General features: G+C 63.1%; 17 protein-coding genes. 13 read left to right on the top strand and 4 right to left on the bottom strand.

Translation table 11 applies throughout. From position 1 onward, the window contains the following. Positions 1-23: 23 nt before the first annotated feature. The 4 genes from prsT to BW994_RS13770 are packed head-to-tail and all read right to left on the bottom strand — an operon-like array spanning position 24 to position 7,138. Positions 24-2,783 carry an XrtA/PEP-CTERM system TPR-repeat protein PrsT gene (gene prsT, locus BW994_RS13785; protein WP_029312645.1) on the bottom strand — a complete coding sequence of 920 codons (2,760 nt, stop codon included), beginning with the start codon at positions 2,781-2,783 and terminating at the stop codon, positions 24-26. Beyond that, positions 2,780-4,192, bottom strand: coding sequence for a PEP-CTERM-box response regulator transcription factor (gene prsR, locus BW994_RS13780; RefSeq protein WP_029312644.1), 1,413 nt, complete (start codon positions 4,190-4,192; stop codon positions 2,780-2,782). Before prsR ends, prsT begins: the two co-directional genes overlap by 4 nt. Beyond that, complete coding sequence (gene prsK, locus BW994_RS13775) at positions 4,189-6,198, bottom strand: XrtA/PEP-CTERM system histidine kinase PrsK (protein ID WP_051657458.1); 2,010 nt, start codon at positions 6,196-6,198, stop codon at positions 4,189-4,191. The genes prsR and prsK overlap by 4 nt, the downstream gene beginning before the upstream one ends. A gap of 25 nt (positions 6,199-6,223) precedes the next feature. After that, positions 6,224-7,138, bottom strand: a complete 915-nt coding sequence (locus tag BW994_RS13770) for an exopolysaccharide biosynthesis polyprenyl glycosylphosphotransferase (protein ID WP_051657457.1) — start codon at positions 7,136-7,138, stop codon at positions 6,224-6,226. Positions 7,139-7,885: 747 nt separating this feature from the next. On the opposite strand from BW994_RS13770, the gene BW994_RS13765 reads away from it, so the two are divergent. The 13 genes from BW994_RS13765 (at position 7,886) to BW994_RS13705 (ending at position 22,344) form a co-directional block, all read left to right on the top strand. Continuing rightward, entirely contained in the window at positions 7,886-8,497 is a 612-nt protein-coding gene (locus tag BW994_RS13765) for an XrtA/PEP-CTERM system exopolysaccharide export protein (protein ID WP_029313091.1), read from the top strand. A gap of 9 nt (positions 8,498-8,506) precedes the next feature. Beyond that, positions 8,507-10,009 carry an XrtA system polysaccharide chain length determinant gene (locus BW994_RS13760; protein WP_029313092.1) on the top strand — a complete coding sequence of 501 codons (1,503 nt, stop codon included), beginning with the start codon at positions 8,507-8,509 and terminating at the stop codon, positions 10,007-10,009. Continuing rightward, positions 10,006-10,968 (top strand): P-loop NTPase, encoded by a 963-nt coding sequence (locus tag BW994_RS13755; RefSeq protein ID WP_051657534.1) that lies wholly within the window; start codon positions 10,006-10,008, stop codon positions 10,966-10,968. The genes BW994_RS13760 and BW994_RS13755 overlap by 4 nt, the downstream gene beginning before the upstream one ends. 161 nt (positions 10,969-11,129) lie before the next feature. Then, positions 11,130-12,875: a porin family protein gene (locus BW994_RS13750; RefSeq protein WP_051657535.1), complete on the top strand. Its 1,746-nt coding sequence runs from the start codon at positions 11,130-11,132 to the stop codon at positions 12,873-12,875. Positions 12,876-12,885: 10 nt separating this feature from the next. Next, positions 12,886-13,806, top strand: coding sequence for an ExeA family protein (locus BW994_RS13745; RefSeq protein ID WP_051657536.1), 921 nt, complete (start codon positions 12,886-12,888; stop codon positions 13,804-13,806). Continuing rightward, positions 13,796-14,677, top strand: a complete 882-nt coding sequence (locus BW994_RS13740; protein ID WP_245801580.1) for an XrtA system polysaccharide deacetylase — start codon at positions 13,796-13,798, stop codon at positions 14,675-14,677. Before BW994_RS13745 ends, BW994_RS13740 begins: the two co-directional genes overlap by 11 nt. Then, positions 14,674-15,714 carry a FemAB family XrtA/PEP-CTERM system-associated protein gene (locus BW994_RS13735; RefSeq protein WP_029313097.1) on the top strand — a complete coding sequence of 347 codons (1,041 nt, stop codon included), beginning with the start codon at positions 14,674-14,676 and terminating at the stop codon, positions 15,712-15,714. Before BW994_RS13740 ends, BW994_RS13735 begins: the two co-directional genes overlap by 4 nt. Positions 15,715-15,717: 3 nt before the next feature. Next, positions 15,718-16,932, top strand: a complete 1,215-nt coding sequence (locus BW994_RS13730) for a TIGR03087 family PEP-CTERM/XrtA system glycosyltransferase (RefSeq protein ID WP_035229948.1) — start codon at positions 15,718-15,720, stop codon at positions 16,930-16,932. Continuing rightward, complete coding sequence (xrtA, locus tag BW994_RS13725) at positions 16,929-18,455, top strand: exosortase A (protein WP_051657537.1); 1,527 nt, start codon at positions 16,929-16,931, stop codon at positions 18,453-18,455. Before BW994_RS13730 ends, xrtA begins: the two co-directional genes overlap by 4 nt. Next, a complete protein-coding gene (locus BW994_RS13720; protein ID WP_029313100.1) occupies positions 18,433-19,284 on the top strand; it encodes a hypothetical protein in 852 nt (283 codons plus the stop codon). The genes xrtA and BW994_RS13720 overlap by 23 nt, the downstream gene beginning before the upstream one ends. A gap of 42 nt (positions 19,285-19,326) precedes the next feature. After that, entirely contained in the window at positions 19,327-20,274 is a 948-nt protein-coding gene (locus BW994_RS13715) for a glycosyltransferase family A protein (protein WP_076454643.1), read from the top strand. 82 nt (positions 20,275-20,356) lie between these two features. Then, positions 20,357-21,322: a glycosyltransferase family 2 protein gene (locus BW994_RS13710; RefSeq protein WP_162176817.1), complete on the top strand. Its 966-nt coding sequence runs from the start codon at positions 20,357-20,359 to the stop codon at positions 21,320-21,322. A 275-nt stretch (positions 21,323-21,597) separates the two neighbouring features. After that, entirely contained in the window at positions 21,598-22,344 is a 747-nt protein-coding gene (locus BW994_RS13705) for a hypothetical protein (protein ID WP_217696464.1), read from the top strand. Positions 22,345-22,359 lie beyond the last annotated feature (15 nt).

Raw genomic sequence — 22,359 nt, 5'->3', positions numbered from 1 at the left:
GCGTGGCCCGTCCGATCGTCAGCTCAGGATTTCGTGAGGCTGGCATCGAGCTTCTCCGCCGCCGTCCGGTCCGGGAACGGTGCCTTGTCGGCCAACACCGGCTTGAGCACGGCGGCTGCTTTGGTCTTGTCGCCGGATTCGGCCAGCACCGTGGCGTAATGATAGGCGACGCTGGGATCGTTCGGCATCCCCTGATGGGCCTGATCCAGCAGCACCAGCGCCTGGGCTGTGTTGTTCGCCTGCTTGGCAAGAATCCAGCCGAGCGTATCGGCGATCTGCGGCGTCGGGCTGATCGCATAGGCGCGGGCGGCCAGACCGGCGGCAGCTTTGTCCTTCTGCTTGCCGGCGATCCACGCGAGGTTGTTCAGCGCCAGCACATCGTTGGGTGCTTTGTTCAGCGCGCTCTGATAATGCGCCGCAGCGCCCGGCAGGTCGTTGGCCGCCAGCGCGACCTGCCCGGCGGCATTTTCCAGCGCCGGCGACGGGCCATAGGTCTTGATCGCGGCATCGAGCGTCGCCCTTGCCGCCTGCGGATCGCCGCTGATCGCCTGCGCTTCGGCGAGGTTAAGCGCAATCTGGGCGGAGGGATGCGATTGTGCCGCCGCCTGCAGCGCCGCAACCGCCTGCTTGGGCTGGTGATTGGCGAGATAGAGCTTGCCGGGCAACACCAACGCCGCCGGCTGATGCGCAGGGTCCGCCGCCAGCTTGTTGGCGGTCGCGAGTGCCGCCGTCATGCCGCCCTGTTTGAACGCCAGCCCGACCTTGGTTTGCAGCAGCGTCGGGTTGGTTGGTGCCAGGTTGAGCCCTTCGGCGAGAACCGCATCGGCGCCGGACGGATCTTTGGAACTGACATCGAGCCGGATCAGCGCCAGCCTGGCGGCCAGGTTTTGCGGATTCTGTTTGATCAGCGCGGCCAGATCGGTCTTGGCACCAGGCACATCCTTGCGCGCGAGCGCCACCTGCGCCTGGGCGGCCAGGATCGTCGGGTTGTTCTGCAGCTTCGGATCGACGCCATCGAGCAGCGCCTTCGCCTGATCGAGTTTTTTCAGGCGGATATCGAGGCTCGCGATATCGGCGATAAACACCGGATTATCGGGGGCCGCCTTGTGCGCAGCCTGCAGAACCGTATTGGTCTTGGCAAAATCGTTGGTGCTCGCGAGCAGCGATGCCAGGGCCGAGACCGCCGCCTGATTGGTCGGGTCGGCCTTCACCGCCTTGGTCGTCATGGCGATCGCCTCGGCCTGATGGCCCTGCAGCAGGGCGATGTGGGCGAGGCCGAGCATCGCGCCGACATTGCCCGGCTGCGCCTTCAGCGTGGTCTGATAATCCGCCTGTGCCGCCGGCAGGTCGAACGCGGCAAGATGCAGTTCCGCCGCCAGCATCGCGCCGGCGGACGGGCCTTTCAGATGATCGAGCTGCGCGATCGCCGCGGTTGCAACCGGTTGATTGCCGCTGGCGATCGCCGCCTGGGCAAGTGCTGCCTGCAAAATTGGATCGGATGGGCTGAGCGCCACCGCCTTCTGAAAGGCTGCCGTCGCGCCATGCACATCGCCGATCGCCAGATCGATCTGACCGAGATGTGCCAGCGGCTCGGGACTTTTGGGCGCCAGGCTGGCCGCCAAAGTCAGGTCGGTCTTGGCCTGCGCGATGTTGCCGATCGCCTGTTCCGCAGCGGCATGCAGCATCGTCATGCCGAAATCCTGCTTCGCTGCCGCACCTGCGGCCTCGATCGTCGAGAGGGCGACATGCGGATGATGATTTTTCAGCGCCAGTGCCGCGAGCAGGCGCCGCCCCGCCGGATCGCCCGGCACATGCGCCACGTAATGCGCCGCATCCTGCTGCGCCGCGCCGAACTCACCGAGATGCAGCAGCGTTTCCGCCTGCAGGAAATAGGCACCTGGCAGCTCCGCCATGATCGGCGACAGGCGTTGCAGAACGGCTTGGGCCTGTTTCCATTTCTGGTGGCTGACATAGAGACCGGCCTGCAGGTAGAGTGCGCCGACCGAACCGGGGGCGAGTTTCAGAACCGTGGAAATCTCCGTCTGCGCCTGCGCGGGCTCCCCGGTGGCGATCAGCGCGTTCGCCAGGGTCAGCCGGGCAGTGAGGTCGCTCGGGTCCTTGGCCAGCAGCGCATTGAGCGCAGCGATGGCGTCTTTCGGCTGGCCGCCCGCAAGCGCTGCGCGCGCTTCCGCGAGCACCACCTGGTGATCGTTCGGGTCGAGCGCCTTGGCGTGCGCAAGGTCGTCGGCCGCGGCCTTGGTATCGCCATGGCTGAGCGCCGCCGTTTGCAGCGCCAGCCAGACCGCGGGCAGTTTGTCGTCGAAATTCTTCGCCTTGGCGAGGTCGGCGGTCGCGCGATCCGGCTGTTGCAGCGCCTGTTCGGCGGCGGCGCGGCCGAGTTCGATGCGGGCACCGGCATCGCCGGTCGCCGTGCCGAGCGGGAAATCATGCAGCAGATCGATGTAGCGCCGCTGCGCCAGGTAGGAATCGAGCAACAGGGTCAGCGCGCGGTTGGGCTGATAGTGCGCGGCGCGCGCAGCGCGTGCCTCACGTTCGGCCGACACCGGACTGCCGAGTGTGAGATCGAGCTTCGCCAGCATGAAATTGGCCGGGCCATCGGTGGTGTGGTTGCGCAGGTAATTGCGCAGCACCAGCATGGCGTCGCGCGGCTTGCCTTGCGCCATATAGCCCTGCGCGCGCGAGACCGGATCGGCATGGGCGAGGCTGATGGCCGAGAAGGCCAGCGGCGTTGCGAGGATAAGACTGCGATAGAGATGTTTCATTGGGCTTCTGATTCCGTAATCGGTTCGGATTGGTCGTTCGAATATCCGGCTTTGACGAGATCGGCGATGCCGAGCGACTCGATGAGTGCGTAGAGCGTCGGCCGGCTGACGCCGAGCCGCCGGGCGGCCGTGGCGATCGAGCCCTGCGAATGCGCGATGGCGATGTGGATCGCCTCACGCTCGGCGCGCTGGCGGGCGGTTCGTAAATCGATCACCGCGGCATCGGCCGGCGCGAGTTCAAGGTCGGCCGGTTCGACAAAGCGCCCCTCGGCCATGATCGCACCGCGCCGGATGCGATTTTCCAGCTCGCGGATATTGCCCGGCCAGGGATGCGCCGCGAGGGCCGCGACCGCCTCCTCCGATAGGCCAATGACGCGCCGGCCGGATTCCCGGGCGAACCGGGCGAGGAAGTAGCGCCCGAGCAGCACGGCATCCCCCGGCCGCTCGCGCAGCGGCGGAATGCGCACCGAGACGATGTTGAGCCGGTAGAACAGATCCATCCGGAATTGCTGGGTTTCAACCCTTTGTTCCAGGTTCTGGTTGGTCGCCGACACGATGCGCGCATCAACCGGGATCGATTTCCGCCCACCGACCCGCTCGATCACGTGTTCCTGCAGGAAGCGCAGCAGCTTCACCTGCAGGCTCATCGGCAGGTCGCCGATTTCATCGAGGAACAGCGTGCCTTTCTGCGCGAGCTCAACGCGGCCCAGGGTCTGGCGCACCGCGCCGGTGAAGGCACCGCGCTCATGGCCGAACAACTCGCTTTCCAGCAGATGCTCGGGAATCGCGCCGCAGTTGATCGCGATGAACGGGCCGCCGGCGCGCGGGCTGAGGTCGTGCAGGGCGCGCGCGAGCACCTCCTTGCCGGTCCCGCTGTCGCCCAGCAGCAGCACCGGCACATCGGTCTGCGCGAGTTTTTCGATGTCGCGGCAGATTTTCAGCATCGAATCCGCCGCGGTGATCACGCTCTTGATCGGGCTGGACCCGGCGATGGCACCGAGCGCGCGGTTCTCCGCCTCCAGATCGAACAGGCGGAACGCGCGCTCGACGATCAGCCGGAGCACATCGATATCGACCGGTTTTTCATAAAAATCATGCGCGCCGTGGCCGATCGCGTGGATCGCGTTGCGCTTGGCGCCGTTGCCGGTCGCAACGATCACCTTCATGTCCGGGCAGATTGCCAGCAGATCATGCAGCGTCGCGAAACCCTCGGTCACGCCATCCGGGTCCGGCGGCAGACCGAGGTCGATCACCGCGACCGCCGGCCGCTCGCGTTCGAGCACCTCCATCGCCTCTGCGCGGGAATTCGCGGTCAGCACGGTGCGGCCGGGAAACGCCCAGCGGTATTGCCGGCAGAGCCCGTCGTCGTCTTCGACGACCAGAAGTTTGTCGCGGTCCGGAGCGGTCATGCGAGCAGGAGTTTCACATTGTGAGCGGCCGGGTCAAGGATGGGAAAGGTCAATCTGATCACGGTGCCGATACCGACGGTGCTGGAAACCGTGAAGGTGCCGCCGGCGGCGTGTACGAGTTCGCGCGCCTGAAAGGCGCCCAGCCCGAAGCCGTTGGCTTTTGACGAGGTGAAGGGGCGAAACAACTGATCGCGGATGAAGCTGTCGGACATGCCGACGCCCCGATCCGTAATTGTGATCGCGAGGGTCGTGGCCGCGTGCTCGACCTGGACGGACACGATTTCGCCGGCGGCCGAGGCTTCGATCGCGTTGTCGATCAAATGGTTCATCACCGCATCGAAGGCGGCGGGCTCCATCGCGATGTCGCCGCTGCGGTCATCGATGTCCAGCACCACGCCGACCGCGCCCTTCGACCACGCGGCCGTCCCGAGGCCGCGCAGCCGGCCGGCCGCATCAAGGCGCATCGGCGGCTGGATTTCCGGCGATTTCAGCCGCGTCAGCATCGACTGGATTTTGCCGACCGAGCCGCGCAGGGTCGCCATCATGTCGTCGCGAAATTCGGGATCGTCCATATGATGATCGGCGTTCGAGACCAGCAGCGCGAGCTGATTGGCGACGTTCTTGATATCATGCGCGACGAAGGCAAAGCGCTGCCCGGCGGCGGCAAACCGCCTGGCCTCGGCCAAAGCCTCGGCGGCGCGGCGCTCGGCCAGCATCAGGGAAATCTCTCGTGCAATGACTCGCAGCAGCGCCAGGGATTCATCGCCCAGCGGGGCGGCAACCCGTGGTGCGCCGAGCAGAACCATGCCGAGCGGCACCGAGGAGCGCGGGTCGGGCAGCGACACCGCGAGCCAGCAGGCCGGCTCGGTATCGATCGTGATCGGTGGTGCTGCGGTATCGAGCCGGCAGAAACCGTCGCGCGCGAGGGCTGCGGCCAGCGGATGGGCTTGATCGATCGGCGTGTAGGGGCTGCGCATGTTCCATTCGCCGGCGTTCGTCAGCGTCAACGCCTCAGATGCGGCATCGCGCAGCAGCAGTACGCCGGAAGGGCTGTCGATCGTATCGGCCAGCGCCTTGATGACCCGCTGCGGCAGCCCGCCCTGCTCGACTGCCGCGAGAGTTTCGATGCACCGGAGCCATTCGCGCCGGTAATCGTAGCGCTGTGCAAAGAAATTGGTAACGATCGTATGACGCAGCTTGGAGCGGGCGGAACCGGAACTCGCAAGCACCGAAACCAGCACGATGCCGGTGAACACCAGCGCGATTTCAAGCACCGAGCCCCAGTCGTTGCCATAGCGCCGCAACAGGCTGCCGGTAATGCCGAGCCCGACCAGGAACGAGCCACCCAGGATCAGGCTGCTGGTGTAAAACGCGGCACCGTGCGACATCTGCACCTTGTTGCGCCAGCGGCGCATCCGCCGTTCAGTGCCAATGAACAGCGGCAGCACGATGATATACACGATGGCCTGCGCCTGGATCAGGCTGGCCGACAGGCGCTTGTGGATGATGGCATCGCCGTAGAGCAGGAAGGTAAACAGCGCCATTGTCGCGATCGCGATGAGCGGCAGGTTGATGTGCCAGCGAATATCTTCATCGGCGTTGCGAAAGATGTTTTCGATCAGGATCAGCGTGACCAGGGCGAAAAATAACCGCGCCTCAATCACGAGCCCATCGATTTGAAACGAGGCGGTCAGGCCGCCGAACGCGGCAACCGCGGCACTGGCGACGCCAAACCCGATCATGATGCGGATGGCGGCGCGCATCCGCGAATCCGGCGCTGCGGTGAAGCGCCGCTCGAGTGCGCCGAGCGCGCCGATCCACCCGGCAGCCTGCAGGAACCAGGCAGCGTCCTGCAACACGGGCGCGATCAGGAAGCTGATCGCCCAGAGCGCGGTCAGGCCGGCCGCGATCGTGACACCCTTGGTGCGCCGCCAGGCGAACAGGCCGGCGCCAAGGATCGCGTACGTGATCGCAACGCAGACGTAGACGATTGCAATGATCGTCATAGCTGAACCATCGCCCGCCGCGGGGTCAGCGAGCGCCTTCTCGCAAGAGGATGACGCGAATCGTCGCGACGCAAATCCGGAAATCCATCATAAGACTGCGATGCTTAATATAGTATAAATCATACGCCAATTTTCTGCGCGCATCCTCGACCGAGGCACCATAGGGGTAGTTCACCTGCGCCCAGCCGGTAATGCCCGGCTTGGCGACGCTGCGATCGCGGTAGTGCGGGATTTGCGCTGCCAGATTATCGACAAAATGCGGCCGCTCGGGGCGGGGGCCGATCACGCTCATCTCGCCCTTCAGGACATTGAACAATTGGGGCAGCTCGTCGATCCGCAGCAGCCTGATGATCGCCCCGACCCGCGTCACGCGCGAGTCCCGCTTCGTTGCCCAGACCGGGGCACCAGCCAGTTCGGCATCGACCTTCATGCTGCGGAATTTCACGATTTCGAACGGTTGGCCGAACAGCCCGACCCTCGTCTGGCGGTAGAACACCGGGCCTTTGCTGTCGAGCTTGATTGCCAGGGCGGTCACCAGCAGCACCGGGGCCGTCAGCACCATAATGATCAAGCTCAAAACAACATCGAAGCCACGCTCGATGATCCGGCGCGCAATGCCGCCGCCCAGCGTGTTGCCATAGGCCAGCCAGCCGTTCGACAGCAGATCGATATCGATCGATTTGGACGACATTTCACGGAATTCGATCTCGTTCAGCACGCGGATGCCGACGGTACGGCATTTGATCAGCGTCTGGTCATCGACCAGAGACCGAAATTCGGACGGAACGACAATGGTCGTCACGCCCTGGCGCTTGAGTTCCTGGGCGTCCGCGTTGCGGAAGTTTTCGCAGGTGATCGAGGTGATCTGACTGGGCGCCGAACCAGGCTGCTCCGTCCTGATGTCACCGAATGATACAATTGCCGAATTTGCTGAGTTCATGGCGTTGCGAAGCGTCCCCGAATAAAAATCACGATTCAAAAATACAAAATAGACTTCAAAAATGTTTTTCGCGTTAACTTCCCATCAAGAGCAACGACAACTTCATTCCAGGCTAGACAATTAGCGACCGATTAAGGCGAAAACAGGGACCTCGTAGCGACGTCCGTTCGAAACCCGACAAAGAATACTCAGAGCTGACCCGCGGCAACCAAGGCAAAGCAAAACCTATGTCTTATAAATCTTTATTTCTAGACAATTGTCTAAAATTGTTACGCATCTCAAATTCTAAAATAATACTTCGATGGTTTTGAAGTCGTTACTAACGGTCGTCATTGGTTAACAAATCATCGCGTCGACGTCAATTGCGGGTGGCAGATAGTGAAAAATTTGTCTTTGACACCTGCCCAGGAAGCGCATATTGTAGAAAATTATTGAACTGATATTTTAAATTGATATCGAGCTGATTTTGAAATTGCCTCAAATTTAAGACGTTTATGAGGTTGCGTTTTTCGCGGTGTTAACGCATCTCGTCATCGGTTATGCTAATATCCTGCTTACGAGGCCGCTGTCTTCCCAGGGCGCCGATTTTTGTACGCATTCAGTTGAGAGAATTTGATGAAATACACACGTATAAAGGGTGGTCCGTTGTCAGGGTTGCAAATGCGTCCGCGGTCAGCCGATCAAGATCACGGTTATCTTAACAATTCTGTCATTCCAACCGCTCTCAAACCCCCGCGGCCCAGCCGCATGTGGCGCGGACCGATGGTGATCGCGCTGAGCGTTCTCTCGTTGTCGGCCTGTACCGCACCGGATAGCGGGTCTGTCCGACCGCCAGCCACTTCGACGGCCGCTTTACCCTACCGGATCGGACCGGCAGATACGTTGAGCGTGTTCGTGTATGGTGCGCCTGATCTGAGTGTCCACGGCATACCGGTTCGTCCGGATGGCCGCATCGCCATCCCGCTGGTCCCCTCGATTGTCGCCGCGGGTAAGACGCCACAGGAACTCGGCGTCGAAATTACACATAAACTGTCGAAATTCGTGCGGGACCCTAATGTCACCGTCATTGTCGACAGTTTTCACGGTATGATGGGGTCGGAAATCAGGGTAATCGGCGGCGGCTCCAAGCCGATCGCCGTGCCCTATGTCGATCATATCACCATGCTGGATCTGGTGACCGACATGGGCGGTCTGCCGAAATTCGCCGCCGGCAACGACGCCTATGTGATCCGCCGCACACCGCAGGGCGATCGGAAAATTCCGGTCAGGCTCGGGGCGCTGATCAACCAGGGCGACATGTCGCAGGATATCCCGCTCATGCCGGGCGATATTCTGGTCATTCCGCAAACGATGTTCTGAGGCCGACCGATGGATGAAGTCATTGCTCTTGGGATGCGCGTTGCCGGTGGGGCATGGCGCAAACGCTGGCTCGGCATCGCGCTGGCCTGGGTGATCTGCCTGATCGGCTGGGCCGGCGTGATGACGCTGCCGCCGAAATACGAATCGAGCGCTCAGCTTTACGTTGCGGCCGATCCGGTGCTGACGCCGCTGCTCGAAGGCATCGCGATCAACGGCAACACGCGCGAGGAGTTCAGCCTGCTGCAGCGGACCTTGCTGAGCGACCCCAACCTCAACACACTGCTCGACAAGACCGGTCTCGGCCTCAATGCTCAGGGCCCCGGCGCGCGCGAAGCCATGATCCGGGGGTTGCGCAGCCAAATCGAGATCGTGCCGCAGACCGATAATCTGTTCACCATCCACTACCAGAGCCCCAATCCGAAAAAAGCCTTCGAAGTGGTGCAGGGGCTGGTCAATATCTATGTCGAGCGCGCATCGGTCCGTAACCAGGGCGACATTGACAATGCCCGGACGTTCCTGGACTCCCAGATCACCTATTTCCATACCCAGCTGAAGCAGCTCGAACAGCGACGGGCCTCGTTCCAGGCGAAATATCTGCAGTTGCTGCCGGGTGCGAACGGTGTGTCGGCGTTCGAGCAGGAACAGGCGAAAGTTCGCCAGTTGAACGGCGCGCTCGAAGACGCGGTTGCCGAGCGCAGCATCGTCGAAAAGCAACTGGCAAGCACGAAGCCGCTGCTGACAGGCGCGCAGGCGCTGTCGAGCGGCGGCGGCGGGGCAGGGCTCGCCGCGGCGGAATCGCGGCTGGCAGAACTCAAGCAACAATATACCGATGCCTATCCTGGCGTCATCGCCGCACAGCGTCAGGTCGATGCCTTGAAGCGGATGGCAAGCGGTGGTCCTGCGGTGGGCGGCGTTGCGACGCCGGCCATCGCCAACCCGGTCTATGAGCAACTGCGCCTTGAACTGTTGAAGATCGACACAGCCTTGTTCTCGCTGCGCCGTCAGATAAAATCCTCGACCGCCGAGCGTGATCGTTTGTCGGCGCTGGCGCAGTCGCAACCGGGCATCGAAGCGAAATACATCAATCTCGATCGCAACTATTCGGTGCTTCAGAAGGAATACCACAGCCTGATCGAGCGGCGCGAGGCGATGCGCATCGGTGCGGCCGCCAATGTCGATGCCAACCGCATTCAATTGCAGGTGATCAACCCGCCGCAGGTGCCGCGCCTGCCGGTCGGCCCGAACCGGCCGTTGCTGCTGAGTGCCGTGCTCGTGCTCGGTGTCGGCGCGGGTGTCGCGGTCGCGGCGCTGCTGGCCGAACTCGAAGGGCGCTACGAAACGCTCGATGATCTCAAAAAGCTCGGCTTACCGGTGATCGGCGGCATCTCCGACATTCGCAAGCGGGCCAGTCATCTGGGCCCGATCCTGCGGGTCGCCGGTGCCATGGCGCTGTTGTTCGTTATTTTCAGTGGATTCATGATTGGAACCGTTCTCATGCAGAGGTTCGCATGATCAATAGCAAAACGCCGCGCCACCTTGCCGAGCGCGTCGCGGCCGAGCTGCTGCCGGACGCGATCGCGGGGCTCGATCGTGCCGCGGCTCGGGTCGGTCCCCCGCCGGTCGCCCCCAAGGACCGCGAGGCGACATTGCGGCCGGTGGAACTCGTGCCGCCCCGCATCGAAGCGCAGGTGCCGGTGCAGCGCCAGGAGCGTCTGTTGGTGCCCGGTGGCCAAGCCGTTGGGCCGAAGGGTGAAATCATCTCACGTCAATCGATGGAGGACGCCGGCATGGTGGTCGCTCGCGGCCGCCGCGATCAGGCGGGTGAAGAATTCCGGATCGTGCGCCAGCACATTCTGCAGTCGATCGGTGCGATGGGCGGCAAGGCGGACGGTCCAGGTGCCGTCTGTCCGAATGTCGTGATGGTGACCAGCGCGAAACACGGCGAGGGCAAGAGTTTCACGGCACTCAACCTCGCGAATATTCTTGCCGAAGGCGGCGATCGCCCCGTGGTGCTGATCGATGCCGATATCGGCGGCAATTCGCTGTCGCGCCATTTCGGCCTGGAATCCCGGCCGGGACTGCTGGACCTCGCGGTATCGCCGCGCCAACTGGCCAACGCGCTGGCCATTCCCACCGAGCCCGATAATCTGACGTTCATCCCGATCGGCGGCGGCGCCGATGGCGACGAGCGGAGCGATCTCTCCTCGCGCCAACCGGTGCGCGCCCTGGTGGAGCGGCTGGCGACCCAGTTTCGCGACAGCATATTGGTCATCGACAGCCCGGCCTGCCTGTCCAACAGCGACCCGATGGAACTAGCCGCGATCGTCGGCCAGATCGTCCTGGTGGTCGAGGCCGGGCAGACACGGCGCAAGGATGTCGAAGGGGCGCTCGATCTGATCGATGCCTGCCCGAATATCAGCCTGGTACTCAACCGCATGACCCAGCGCGGCCGCGGCAGTTTTGCATTGTGATGCCGAGCGGCCGATGCCCCGTATCGATCGGCGCGGTCTGTCGTCGGTCTTTCGGATCGGTTTGACTGGTCCATCGCGTCGTTTCGTGCTCCTGTACTTAAGGTTGCAAAAGAAAAGGTTTGGGGATGCGAGCAGGTCGGAATTTAGCGAGCGTTTCATGGATGGCTTTGGCGGCCGGTGTCGCCATCGCCGGACCCTGCGGGCTGGCCCGCGCCGATGGCGGGACCGGTAGCGGCGCTGTTGCGTCATCCTCGAGCGACGCCACCGCGGCATCGCCCACCCAGAGCGGCTCGACTGCCTTGAACCCCGCGGCTTCGGGGCTGGAAACGCTCGGCGGTGCGCCACCGTTCGGCAGCGCGGTGCGGCTTGGCAATGTCGGTACCTTGTCGAACGCACCCGGATCGGGCGCGTTCGGGAGCGGGTCCGGCGGCTTGGGCGGCGGCGCGGCACCGGCACCGTTTCTGACGATCGTGCCCTCGATCGGCGCATCCGAGCAGTTCGTGACCGGCGGGAACTACGGCGGGAACGGCCGCAACGGCCATGAATTCGTCACCTCGATCAATCCTGGCCTGCTGATCAACGGCGCAACGCCACGCACGACATTCACGCTCGACTACAATCCAAGCATTCAGTTCTATTCCAATCAGCCGCAATCCAACGGCATCAATCAATCGCTCGACGGCGTGATCGATGCGACGCTGCTGCCCCGCTCATTGACGGTCGAGGCACGCGCCTATGCGACGGATCAGGCGACATCGGGCGGGTTATCGCCCGGTGGCACCTCGATCTACAACAATAACAACACCACGTTGACGCAGAGCTATTCGGTTACACCCTCGTTCAACGATGTGTTTCGCCTGGGCACGCTCAACCTGTTTTATTCGGCGCAGTACACCCGCCAGTCCGGCGCTTCGGCCTATCTGCCCGGGGCCAATCAGCCGTATTTTCGGAGCAATAATCTGTTCGCGCAGACCGAAGCCGGCAGTTTCACCACGATCCCGTTTTTCCAGCGGTTCGACGATACACCCAGTTTTTCCGCGACCGAGGATGACGGCACCGGCGTGCTCAGCGGCGCGCATCAATATTTCATCGCCGACAAGCTGCGCTACGCTCTCACCCCTTACGTGGTGCTGTCGGCCTCCGGCGGCTACGAGGATATCGCCTATTCCGGCATCCCGCCGACCCTGATCCGCGATGCGACCTGGAGCATCGGCACCACCATCCGCTTTCCGGAGGGCGGCGTGCTGAAGGCGCGGTATCAGCATATGTACGGCTTCAATTCGCCTTACATCCGGTTCGATTACCAATTGACCGCGCGCACCACGCTGGCGGCGTCCTATTCGGAAGTGCTGTCGACCCAGCAACAGGGTGTCGGCCTCGGCGTCGCGTCGAGCAGCGTCAACAGCGTCGGCCTGCCGGTCGGCGGCCTCAGCGGCCAGCCGGTGCTGCTGACCAACCAGTCCCTCAGCGTGCAATCCGGCCTGACAAAGAACAAGCAGCTCTCCGCGTCGCTCACCACGCAATTCGCGCGCGATGTCGTTTCGGTCTCGTTCCAGGCCTATCAGGATACGCTGGTCGCGACATCGCCGGGGCTCGCGGGCTTCTCGCAGAAGAGCGCCTCGATCTCGCTGTCGGAATCGCACGAATTGTCGGAACGGTTGAACGCGCTGTTCTACCTCAACTACGGACGCACCTCGTCCCCCGCGCTCGGCGCGTCCACCACATCCACCTACGGCGCCAGTGCCGCACTCACCTACCGCGTGTCGCCCACGCTCTATGCCAATACGCAGATCAGCGTGACCAACCAGGGCTATAACAGCTTTGGCGGCGGTGGCGTCGGCTATTCCGGCTACGGCAACAACGGCGTGGAGACAATCTTCACCGTCGGCATCCAGAAAACCTTCTGAAAGGGGCACCGTGTTTCTCGAACACCTCGGCCTGGCGGACATGCCCTTCCGGCTCACACCGGATGATCGGTATTACTATGCCAGCAGCGAACACAGCCGTGCGCTGTCGCATCTGCTGTTCGGCCTGGCGCAAAGCGAGGGGTTCGTGGTCATCACCGGCGAGGTCGGCGCCGGCAAGACCACGCTGGTCGAGCGGCTGACGGCGCAGCTGAACGAAGCGACCTACCGGCTGGCCAGCATCACGACCACGCAGATCAACGCCGAAGACATCTTGCGCCTGATCGCCGCGGATTTCGGCCTGTCGGCGGCCGGTGACAAGGCGACCTTGCTGCTCCGCCTGAAGGAACGCTGGCGCGCGGACCGGTTGCGCGGCCGCCGCGCCCTGATCGTGGTCGATGAGGCGCAGGGTCTCGCCCCGGCGACGCTCGAAGAACTGCGCATGCTGTCGAACATGGCCGAGCGCGGCCAGGCGCTGGTGCAAATCGTGCTCCTCGGCCAGCCGCAGTTCCGCGACCTGCTCGCCCACCCCGATCTCGATCAGTTGCGCCAGCGCGTTCTGGCCTCCTACCACCTCGGCCCGCTCACCCGCGAGGATACCGAGGCCTATATCCTGCACCGCTTCACCGCCGCCGGCGGCAAGGCCGAGGGTTTTTTCGACGCCGGCGCGCTCGATGCGATTTTCGATGCGACCGGCGGCCTGCCGCGGCGGATCAACCGGTTGTGCAGCCGCATCCTGCTGAACGCCGCCCTCGAACACTACCCGGTAATCACCGCCGACATCGTCGGCCCGATCGCGCGCGAGCTGGAAACCGACCTCGAAGGCCGGCCCGCCGCCATCCCACCCGTAACCGCCGGCGAGACCGGCCGCGATCAGGGTGACCAGGTGGTCGATCGCCTGTTCCAGGTCATCAAATCCCGCAATGAGCCCTGAACCCACGATGACGGCGCCCGCGACCATCGCCAATGCCCTGACCATCGACGTCGAGGATTATTTCCAGGTCCAGGCCTATGCCGGCGCGATCGATCGCGCCGATTGGGACAAAATCCCCCGCCGCGTCGAAGCCAACACCGATCTGATCCTCACCGCCCTGGCGCGGCACGGCACGCGCGCGACGTTCTTCACACTCGGCTGGGTCGCCGAACGCCACCCCGCGCTGATCCGCCGCATCGCCGCCGCCGGCCACGAGCTCGCCAGCCACGGCTACGGCCACCAACTGGTCACCGACCTCACGCCGCAGCAGTTCCGCGACGATCTCACGCGCGCGAAAGCGATCCTGGAAGACATCGGCGGCGTCGCCGTCGCCGGCTACCGCGCACCGACGTTTTCGATCGGGCCGCGCAACCCCTGGGCGTGGGATGTGCTGGCCGAAACCGGCCATACCTACAGCTCCAGCGTGTTTCCGGTCCGTCACGACCTGTACGGCGCGCCCTCGGCGCCGCGCGGCCCCTACCAGCCGGCGGCGTGCAACCTGGTCGAAATCCCGATGACCACGGTGCAATGGCTCGGCCGCAACCTGCCCTGCGCCGGCGGTGGCTATTTCCGGCTGCTGCCCTACGCCGCCTACCGGTTCGGCGTGCGCCACCTGCACCGGCGTGAGGGCAGACCCGCGATTTTCTACTCCCACCCCTGGGAGTTCGACCCCGCGCAACCCAGCGTGCCGGCCGCGAAATGGTCGTCGCGCTTCCGCCACCGGGTCAATCTGGCACGCATGCCCGCACGGCTCGACGATCTGCTGGCCGATTTCACCTGGGACCGGATGGATCGCGTCTTCGCCGATGTCATCGCCCGCGCCGCCGCATGAGCATCACCTGCCGCGTCATGACCGATGACGATCGCACCCGCTGGGACGATTTCGTGCTGGCGCATCCCGCCGGGCATTTTTTCCACCGCGCCGCCTGGCAGGACGTCATCAAAACCGCATTCGGCCAGCGCCCCTATTTCATGCTGGCCGAACGCGCCGGCGCGATCTGCGGCCTGCTGCCGCTGGTGCACATGAAATCCCGCCTGTTCCACCGCAACACGCTGGTCTCGACCCCGTTCTGCGTCTACGGCGGCCCGATCGGCTCGGATGATGCAGTAATCGAAGCCCTGATCGAGGCGGCAACCGCCCTGATGCGCCAGATCGGCGCGGATTCGCTCGAACTCCGCACCATCCACGATCCGGTCCAGCGCCCCGGCTGGCAGCCCGGGCCGCCGATCTACGACACATTCCGCCGCGCCCTGCCGCCCGATGAAGAGGTCTGCCTGAAATTGATCCCGCGCAAGCAGCGCGCGGTGGTCCGCAAAGGCATCGAACTGGGCCTGACCAGCCGGATCGACCGGGACTGGCGGCGCTTTTTCGGCCTCTACGCCGAGAGCGTGCATAATCTCGGCACGCCGGTCTTCCCCGCCCGCTATTTCCGCCTGCTGCTCGACTGTTTCGGCACCGATGCCGAGGTGCTGACCGTCTATGACGGCGATACCGCCTTATGCGCCGTGCTGTCGTTCGCCTACAAAGGCGAAATCTCGCCCTATTACGCCGGCGGCGGCACGGCGGCGCGCGGCAAGGGCGGCCATGACTTCATGTATTGGCAGGTCATGCGCCGCGCCATCGCGCTCGGGCTCGGCACATTCGATTTCGGCCGCAGCAAGCGCGACACCGGGCCGCATAAATTCAAGACCAACTGGGGCTTCACGCCGACCCCGCTCGGCTATCAATTCCTGCTCCAGCCCGGCGCCACCCTGCCCGACACCAATCCGCTCAGCCCGAAATACCAGCGCAAGATCGAACTCTGGAAGCGCCTGCCCCGCCCGGTCGCCAACGCGCTCGGCCCGTTCATCGTGCGCGGCCTGGGCTGAACCATGCGCGACCTGCTCTATCTCTGCCACCGGATTCCCTACCCGCCCGACAAGGGCGACAAGATCCGCGCCTTTCACATGATCGAGCATCTGCGTGCCAACTTCCGCATCCATCTCGGCTGCTTCATCGATGATCCGGCCGATGCGGTGCACATCCCATCCCTGCGCGCCCGCGTCGCCAGCCTCGCCTGCATCCCCCTCGACCCAAGCCGCGCCCGCCTGCGCGCCCTGGCCCGCTGCCGCCCCGGCGCGCCGCTGCTGACCGGCTATTTCCACGACAAGCACCTGGCCAACTGGGTTCGCCGCACCGCGCGCGATCACAAAATCGAACGGGTCATTGCCTACTCCGCCGCAATGGCGCCCTATGCTGATCTCGTTGCCAACACGCCGCATCTGCTGGACATGGTCGATATCGATTCCGAAAAATTCGCCGCCTACGGCCGCACCTCCCGCTGGCCGCAGCGCCTGGTCTGGGCGCGCGAAGGCCGCACCCTGCTCGCCTTCGAGCGCGCCTGCGTCCAACGCTTCGACCGCACCCTGTTCGTCTCGCAAGCCGAGCGCGATCATTTCGCAACCCTCGCGCCCGAATCCGCCCGCCTCACCATGGCGATCGGCAACGGCGTCGACCTCGATTATTTCGCCCCCGCGCCAAATTACCAACGGCCGTTCCCCGCCAACCGAAAAACCCTGCTGTTCACCGGCGCGATGGATTACCGCCCCAACATCGAAGCGGTCGTCTGGTTCGCCACCGAAATCCTGCCGAAACTCGCCGCGCTGAACCCGTTGCTCGTCATCGTCGGCTCCAACCCCGCCCCCGCGGTCCGCGCGCTCGAGCGGGCAGGGGCGGTGCAGGTCACCGGCCGCGTGCCGGACACCAGGCCCTACCTCGCCCATGCCGATCTCGTGATCGCCCCGCTCCTCATCGGCCGCGGCGTGCAGAACAAGGTGCTCGAAGCCATGGCGATGGCCCGCCCCGTGCTCGCAACCCACGCCGCCTTCACCGGCATCGATGCCGTGCCCGGCCACGACCTCCTGGTCGCCGACACGCCCGATGCCTGGATCGCGCACGCCACCGCCGTCCTCACCGGCCGCCACGCGGCGATGGGCGAAGCCGCCCGCACAGCCGTGCAGGCGCACCATTCCTGGGCACAAACCCTCGCCCCGCTCGATGCCCTGCTCGGCGCAACCCAACCATCCCCACAAAAGATCCCCGCATGAGCGCCACCACCACCCGCACAGGTCAACGCCACATACCGCAACGCTATCGCGGCGCGCTCACCGTGCTCGCCGCCGCCCTCCTGCTGATGGCCCTGGTCTTCCACGCCGAAATCGCCGCCGCGGTGCAGGTCTGGGCGGCATCCACCGCCTATAACCATTGCTTCCTGATCCTGCCGATCGCCATCTGGCTCGCGTGGGACCGTCGGGGCCGCCTCCGCGGTCTCACCCCCGCGCCAAACGCCCGCGCCATCGGCCTCGCCATCCCCTGCGCCCTCCTCTGGCTCGCGGCCGATCGCCTGGGCGTGATGGAAGGCCGCCAGCTCGCCGCCATGGGCATGGTCCAGGCGCTCATCCTCGGCGTGCTCGGCTGGCGCGTCTACCGCGCCATGATCGCCCCCTTGCTCTATCTGGTGTTCCTCATCCCGTTCGGCGGCTTCCTGGTCCCCGCCCTCCAGCAATTCACCACCGATTTCGTCGATATCGGGCTGAACCTGCTCGGCATCGCCTACTACCGCCACGGCTACACGATCGAGATCGCCCAGGGCGCCTTCCACATCGCCGAAGCCTGCGCCGGCCTGCGCTTCCTGATCGCCGCCATCGCCTTCAGCGTGCTCTACGCTTTGCTGATCTTCCGCTCGACCGGACGGCGCCTCACCTTCATCATCATCAGCGTCGCGGTGCCGGTGGTGGCGAACGGATTTCGCGCCCTCGGCATCGTGCTGCTCGGCCATCTGCTCGGCAGCGCCAAGGCGGGTGCCACCGACCACGTGCTGTACGGCTACATATTCTTCTCGATCGTGCTGTTCATCCTGATCCTGCTCGGCCTGCCCTTCCGCCAGGACAGCGCACGCCCCGGTGCGGGCACCGCCTCGGTCGAAGGCGAACCACCCCCCGCACTCGCAAGCACCATCCGCCCCGCACTGGCAATCCCAGCCGCCGCAATCATTGTGGTCGGCCTCGCAACCTTCGTCAGCGCCGCAGCCGCCGCCACCCCCATCACCCTGCCGCCCACCCCCGCCGGCTGCACCAGCCTACCCGGCACCGAACCCCTGCCAGCCGGCGGCCGCGCCATCCACCTCGCCTGCGCCAATGCCATCACCGCCACCATCGCGATCTTCCCACCCCGCACCGACCCGAAACCCGTGTTCGACGCACGGCGCGCCCTGAGCCTGCAAGACACCCGCGAAGCCTTCATCAGCACCATCCACATCCCAGGCGCCGACCCGCCGGACTGGACCCTGGTCACCACCAAAGGCGGCCACCACACAACCGCCAGCGCCCTCTTCATCGACGGCCACGGCACCAACGGCAATCTGCGCACACGGTTGAAACTGGCCTGGACGGATTTGTTCGGCCACCCGACGCAGCCGATGGCGGTGGTGTTGGAGGTGGATGGTGGCGCGGCGGATGCCAAAACACGCCTGTCGCGCTTCATATCGGCGCAATCTCCGAACGAACTGATGTTGCGGGCGGCTGGCTCGATTAAATCCGGAGGGGCAAGTGTCCAAGACTCGCACAACTGAGGAATGGCGCTACATCCTGGGCAACGGCCATTGGGAGGCGTTCAATATGGCTGAGATCGAGGTTGCCGCCGCGCCATGGGCAAAAGCCCTGGCCGGCGTTGAACGCGCGTGGCTGTGCTGGAATGTAGATCCGGCCTGGTGCCTGATACAGCAGAAACTGGTGCGCGAAGTCGGTTGGACCCCGGTCGTCGGATACGATCCGCGCGTCGGCCCCCCGCCACTGGTTGAAGGGGCGATCTGCATCGATTTCAATGCTCATTTCAAACTGCCTACGATGTGGATGCATTTTCCGATGGAGTTCGTCTTTCTCTTTTGTGATCGATTGGCATTCTGGCATTCCGATTTACTGGTGCGGCGCGACGTGATGCGCACATTGGCCGATCAGTTCGCGGCCCTGCCGGATGGCGCAACCGCGGCGGTCGCCCCGAAAGAAGGGAATCTGGCTTTTCTCTATCCCAAGGCCCGTCGCTATTGGGAATTGGTTGGATGTACCACCAGGGCAGCAAGCCGCAGCCAGTTCGAAAATGCTGCCGGCTGGTGGATGGATATTTGGAAGCACCCATCGTGCTCGGCAGATATGGCTGCCGCACGGAACGGGTATTACTATGATCATGGAACCGGCATTCGGTATTGGCATAAGAAATGTCGGGGAGATGTTCGTCTGATCGCGGAAAAAATGGTTTCAGAAGGCCATTGTACACGGATCGGTAATAACAATTATGTCATTCAATCTCCGGATAACTCTCATCGAGACCTGTCGCTTGACCTTGCAGGCAACTTTGATCTTATGCACGTCTTGCAGAGAGTACGTTTAAACGACTTAGGTTAGTTTAATTGTAGCAAATTTAATGTTTCGCCTTAGGATCAAAATATGACGCTCGGCGTAGTCATACCATACTTTCAGCGTACTCCTGGTTTGCTAGCGCGGGCCGTCCGTTCCGCGCTTGATCAGACCGGCCTCGAAACGCTGCTAATTGTTGTTGTGGACGATGGTTCGCCGCATCCGGCCAAGCTCGAGCTTGGGACGTTCTCTGAAGCGGAGCGCAGAAACATCGTATTGATTGAGCAAAGCAATGCAGGCGTCTCTGCGGCCCGAAATCGCGCGCTCGACGCCATGCCCGACAGGATCAACGCGATCGCATTTCTTGACCCGGATGACGCTTGGCACCCTGGACATCTGGAAAATGCAAACATTGCTCTTGATAGCGGGGCAGATTTCTATTTCGCAGATTTTACGCGGCCGGGAGTAAAACAAACGAGGTTTGAACGTAGCAATATTCAGTTTGATCAGCACGTTTCGATAGACATCGGTACTAATCTCTACAAATACAATAAAAAGTTTAGAAGAGATCTAATTCAAGAGACGATCGTTGGGACATCGACTGTAGTTCTGCCACGTAGATCGCTGGGTAGCGCACGATTTAGAACGGATCTGACAGCATCAGAGGATCTTCTGACGTGGTTTTGCACGACGACTGAACGCTCACAGGTAATCTTCTCTTCACGGTGTGAGGCTGAATATGGGGAAGGTGTCGGGTTAATAGCGAAGTCGGTTTGGGGGACGAAGCGCTCGTTGCGCGTCGCCCTCGATCAATCGATTATGTTGAAGATAGTGTCGGAAGATGCTGAAATAGATGATGAGTTAAGAAGTTGGATCGCGCTGTCACGTCGGGACTGTCGTATGAATTTTGTTCGAACAATGCTACATCGATTACGTCGGCTCCAACCGGTCGATTTTGATGCAACAAGGCGTTTTGTCAAATTTGATCCGGAAATCTCTGTGGATCTTTTTCGCGCTCTCGTGGGCCGAAGCGAGTGATGACAGAGCGGTTTGTTGAGGTCTTTGTCAAGGCGAGCCTGTGCGAGATATTTGCGTCTGCCCTGTAATGCAATATGCACCGATGGTATCGATATCTGTCGTCATTCCCTCATATAACCGCGTGGAGTTGGTCCCCGAAACGCTCGACCGCATTTTCGCGCAAACGATACACGCGGCTGAAATCTTTGTGGTGGATGACGGTTCGACCGACTCGACCGAGACGGTCCTCGCAGGCTATGCTGGTCGCATCCGGGTAATCCGCATTCCGAACGCGGGCGACTTGGTCGCCCGTAACACCGGTTTGCGCGCGGCGACCGGCGATCTCGTCGCATTCTGCGACAGCGATGATCTCTGGCAACCGGACCATCTCGCGGCGATGGCGCAATTCTGGTCAAGCGGGCAGGGGCCGGTCGCGGCCTATGCCGATTTTCAGGAGGTACGTGACGGCCAGTGGTCCGGCACGTCCAAATTCGCCAGCGCCCCGGCCGGATACTGGGCCGGCATGACGCCGATCGATTCCACCCATGTCCTGTTCGACCGTCCGATCGTCAGTGATCTCCTGCAATTCCAGCCCTTCTTCCCATCCTGCATGGTGGTTGACCGCGAACGGTTCCTGGCCCTCGGCGGGTGGGACGAAGGGGTCAGCCGCATGGTCGGTTGCGATTTCGCAACCACATTGCGAATCGCCGAACACCCGCCCATCGGCGTCCTGCGCCAGCCAACCGTCGGCATCCGCAAACACGCCGGCAATTTTTCCGGCGACGTCCAGCGCATGAACCTCGGTGACGCCGATGTGCTCGATTATGTTCTGGCCTCGCGCCCGTCGCTTGCCTCATCCGCCGCGGAAATTCGGCGCTCCATCGTCCAACGCCGTCTGGCGGCATTCGATACCGCCTTCGCACGCGGCGATTTCAACGCCGTACACGCCATTTTGAAAATCCTGCCGGCGACGGCGCTCACCCCAAGGAATCGCGTGAAGACCCTGGTATCAAACCTGCCTGCGCCAATCCGTAGCCTGGCATGGTCGGTCTTGACCCGCGGCACTTGATGCCGGCTGATATTCTTGACAGATGAAGGCCCCCGGTCGAGTTCAATGACATGAATTTTCGTCATCTTCGCTACCACGCAACACGCCGGTCCCTATCGCCGAAACTCGGCTTCGTGCACATGCCGAAAGCAGGTGGAACCGGGTTGATTAGGGATATCGAGGCAATCCTTCGCCCCTTGGCCGTAACCGGTGGGATCGATTGTTCCCAGACAGGCTCGTTCACCGCGTTCTCAACCATGCCCTCGGCGTTCCGTGGGAGTATTTTTGTCGATCCGATGGAGATACCCGCCGACGCCGATGTGATCGCCGGCCATTTCGCGCGCCAGACGATCGAATCCCGCTTCCCCGGCTCAAACCTGATCACGATCTTGCGTGAGCCACGCGCACGCCTGCTGTCCCATTGGTTCTATCTCGGAAACTACACCGATGATGTTCTCGCACTCTACGGCGATTGGGGGCAAACCATGGCCTTGGCGCGGTGCAATCTCCCAGAGTTTATCAGCGCGCCGGCCATCGCGTGCCATACCGATAATTTGATGACGCGTATGCTGCTCTGGCCGCACGATCGCGTTCCACCGGCCGATTTCATCGCGCCACAGGACGACGCCATGCTGATCACGGCCGCCCGCGCCGCAATCGATCGTTTCGCATTCGCCGATGTACTCGAAAACCCGGCCATGCATGATCGGCTGATCCGGTTTTTACGACAAACCTATGGGCAAACGATTTGGAGCCGCCTCGAGCGCTTGATTTATGCCCGGCGCGCAGCACCGCGCAACGAAGCAGCACCTCCAAAACCGGGTGCCCGGCAGCCGATGGCCGATGAGCTCACCGACCAATGTCTCTCCCTGCTCGATCAGCGGTCCCGGCTCGACCGTCATCTCTGGCGTCACGTCGCTGCGCGCGTCCTGCCGCAGGCCGATCTCGATGCGCTTGCCGAAACATCCTATCGGCGCACGGTCGATCGGTTCGATCGGCTGATCGCAGCCTCGCAACAGGCGCGGATAGACGATGCGGCATAGCCGCACACCAGCGTT

The organism is Acidiphilium rubrum, assembly GCF_900156265.1.
GTDB classification, from domain to species: domain Bacteria; phylum Pseudomonadota; class Alphaproteobacteria; order Acetobacterales; family Acetobacteraceae; genus Acidiphilium; species Acidiphilium rubrum.
The sequence above is the reverse complement of the archived record's forward strand: the minus strand, read 5'-3'. Positions and strand labels throughout refer to the sequence as shown.

Excerpts from the sequence above, each read along its gene's own strand:
- BW994_RS13710 (WP_162176817.1), top strand. The coding sequence starts at position 20,357 with ATGGTATCGATATCTGTCGTCATTCCCTCATATAACCGCGTGGAGTTG.
- BW994_RS13715 (WP_076454643.1), top strand. The coding sequence starts at position 19,327 with ATGACGCTCGGCGTAGTCATACCATACTTTCAGCGTACTCCTGGTTTG.
- prsT (WP_029312645.1), bottom strand. The coding sequence starts at position 2,783 with ATGAAACATCTCTATCGCAGTCTTATCCTCGCAACGCCGCTGGCCTTC.
- BW994_RS13760 (WP_029313092.1), top strand. The coding sequence starts at position 8,507 with ATGGATGAAGTCATTGCTCTTGGGATGCGCGTTGCCGGTGGGGCATGG.
- BW994_RS13705 (WP_217696464.1), top strand. The coding sequence starts at position 21,598 with ATGGAGATACCCGCCGACGCCGATGTGATCGCCGGCCATTTCGCGCGC.
- xrtA (WP_051657537.1), top strand. The coding sequence starts at position 16,929 with ATGAGCGCCACCACCACCCGCACAGGTCAACGCCACATACCGCAACGC.
- BW994_RS13755 (WP_051657534.1), top strand. The coding sequence starts at position 10,006 with ATGATCAATAGCAAAACGCCGCGCCACCTTGCCGAGCGCGTCGCGGCC.
- BW994_RS13765 (WP_029313091.1), top strand. The coding sequence starts at position 7,886 with ATGTGGCGCGGACCGATGGTGATCGCGCTGAGCGTTCTCTCGTTGTCG.
- prsR (WP_029312644.1), bottom strand. The coding sequence starts at position 4,192 with ATGACCGCTCCGGACCGCGACAAACTTCTGGTCGTCGAAGACGACGAC.
- BW994_RS13770 (WP_051657457.1), bottom strand. The coding sequence starts at position 7,138 with ATGAACTCAGCAAATTCGGCAATTGTATCATTCGGTGACATCAGGACG.
- BW994_RS13735 (WP_029313097.1), top strand. The coding sequence starts at position 14,674 with ATGAGCATCACCTGCCGCGTCATGACCGATGACGATCGCACCCGCTGG.
- BW994_RS13740 (WP_245801580.1), top strand. The coding sequence starts at position 13,796 with ATGAGCCCTGAACCCACGATGACGGCGCCCGCGACCATCGCCAATGCC.
- BW994_RS13750 (WP_051657535.1), top strand. The coding sequence starts at position 11,130 with ATGGCTTTGGCGGCCGGTGTCGCCATCGCCGGACCCTGCGGGCTGGCC.
- prsK (WP_051657458.1), bottom strand. The coding sequence starts at position 6,198 with ATGACGATCATTGCAATCGTCTACGTCTGCGTTGCGATCACGTACGCG.
- BW994_RS13730 (WP_035229948.1), top strand. The coding sequence starts at position 15,718 with ATGCGCGACCTGCTCTATCTCTGCCACCGGATTCCCTACCCGCCCGAC.